Genomic DNA, 1,823 nt, shown 5'->3' on the forward strand with positions numbered 1-1,823 from the left:
GGATCACTAAGCACCTCATAAGCTTCGTTTAATATCTGCATGATTTTTTCCGCATCCGGATTATCTCGATTCAAATCAGGATGGTATTTTTTTGCAAGGGTCCTATAAGCAGCCTGAATCACCTCGACAGGTGCATCCTGAGACACCTTCAAATTATCGTAATGAGTTCTCATTTTAAAATCATCAGTTGGAAAAATCCTTTTAGAAAAAATATAAACCCGATAGCTAAATGTAAAATATTTTTATTTCTATTTATCGCCGTAGTGATAACGCGCTGCGTAGATGATAATTTCTCCGTTTTGGATTGAATAAACAAGCCTATGGCTCTGATCGATGCGCCGAGAATAGAGCGCAGGATCTTTGTGATGGCGTAATCGCTCAGGCTTCCCTATACCAGTTAACGGATCAGACTCGATGCTGTGAAGTAGCTGCCGGATACGTTCAAACTTCTTTTTGTCAGTACCACGCCAGTAATTGATATCATCAGCGCCATTCTTCGTGAACTTAATATTCCACTTCGACAAATTCGCCGCGCTCCGCCTGTTTCATTGACTCATTGATATGAGCAGCATTCGCAGGATTGCTGAACAGATACACTGTTTCTATGAGTGCCTCATACTCTCCAGCATCGATCATGACGATATCAGGTGCATCTCGCCGCATTACTCGTACCGGCTCAGCATCATCGGTAACACGCTTCATGGTATCGGCAAAATGTTTACGGGCATCCGTAAAAGTGATTGCATGCATCTTATTGGCTCCCTTCAGTTGTAGTACCAGTATAGAACATGTACGCAATTAAGTACATATAGAATTTACCATAATCCCTTCTTACGCGCACCGCTAAAACGGCCTCAGGGCGTTTCTGGTGGTTAACGGGCAAAAGGTGGTGGCAAGTACACCGAAAACCGCCAGAAACGCGCCTGATTTATTTTACGCATATGCATGGCTATTCACACCACTGCATAGTAGGTGATTTCGGCCGAGAAAAGGGTTCTGGACGTTAAAAGCATAAAAGAACGGGCCATCCAGGCCCGTCAAATGAGGACAACTCTGTAAAAGGACCGTCGCACCTGGTGCGGTGCCGGCGACAAGAAAAAGGTAGCTCATATCAGCCCCTCACCGGAGAAAAATATTTCCGGGCCAGTGCACAGACATCAGCCGTCCATAAATGCGATTTTAATCACAGGGAAGCGCCCCCCCCTTATTTATCGCGGCCAGAGACTGCTTTCTGGCCGCCTCAACCGCCACACGCTGTGTTCCCGTTAACTCGTGCAGATAACGCAGGAACATCCTGTTTCCCTCTGCATGCGCCTCCTCACTGCCCTGTGCGTAGTATTCCACTATCGCGTTCACCACGGACTCATCCACCGTAATCAGCTTCATTCTGTCTCTCCGCTTTCTCTGTGACACCATCCTGGCATCACGACGGTCATCCTGGAGTGAAAACAGTGACCGGGCAGGCAAATTTTTTGTCTGTCCGGTCACCGTTGGCGGGGTCCGGGGCGGTCAGTCCCGGCGTTCTTTATTCAGGCAATATGAGTACCTGCGACACCCGCTATTAAACTGAGTCAGGCGCAACATTTAAAAAACAACATTCACACGCATGCAAAACCTGGCTAGTATTTAGTCAAACCATGAGCCGTGCACTCTGACGCACCCTGTGCTCCGGCAACAGGTAAAACAGCCGGGTCCCTCCGGGGATACTGTACCGGGCAGCCCAATCCGAGAACACTGAGACAACAGCCCAAATCTGTCAGACCCACAACCGGGTCAAGTCATTCTCTGACTAAAGAGGCGTTGAGCCGCGAGCGGTCCGGGCT

Annotated in this window: 4 protein-coding genes; all 4 read right to left on the reverse strand. The window is 48.3% G+C overall.

Features of this window, described 5'->3' with window-relative positions; all coding sequences use genetic code 11:
* Window positions 1-173: J domain-containing protein (locus C5687_RS25440; protein ID WP_146086313.1), on the reverse strand; the 173-nt coding region annotated here is incomplete at its 3' end.
* A 75-nt stretch (window positions 174-248) separates the two neighbouring features.
* Window positions 249-524, reverse strand: coding sequence for a Txe/YoeB family addiction module toxin (locus C5687_RS24080; protein ID WP_072058806.1), 276 nt, complete (start codon window positions 522-524; stop codon window positions 249-251).
* Entirely contained in the window at window positions 505-750 is a 246-nt protein-coding gene (locus C5687_RS24085) for a type II toxin-antitoxin system Phd/YefM family antitoxin (RefSeq protein WP_047359280.1), read from the reverse strand. The genes C5687_RS24080 and C5687_RS24085 overlap by 20 nt, the downstream gene beginning before the upstream one ends.
* A gap of 429 nt (window positions 751-1,179) precedes the next feature.
* The gene (locus tag C5687_RS24090; RefSeq protein WP_047359279.1) at window positions 1,180-1,386 is read right to left on the reverse strand and encodes a hypothetical protein; all 207 of its coding nucleotides are present in this window, start codon (window positions 1,384-1,386) and stop codon (window positions 1,180-1,182) included.
* Between the last annotated feature and the right edge of the window lie 437 nt (window positions 1,387-1,823).

Source organism: Enterobacter sichuanensis, assembly GCF_002939185.1.
GTDB classification, from domain to species: domain Bacteria; phylum Pseudomonadota; class Gammaproteobacteria; order Enterobacterales; family Enterobacteriaceae; genus Enterobacter; species Enterobacter sichuanensis.

Excerpts from the sequence above, each read along its gene's own strand:
- C5687_RS24090 (WP_047359279.1), bottom strand. The coding sequence starts at position 1,386 with ATGAAGCTGATTACGGTGGATGAGTCCGTGGTGAACGCGATAGTGGAA.
- C5687_RS24085 (WP_047359280.1), bottom strand. The coding sequence starts at position 750 with ATGCATGCAATCACTTTTACGGATGCCCGTAAACATTTTGCCGATACC.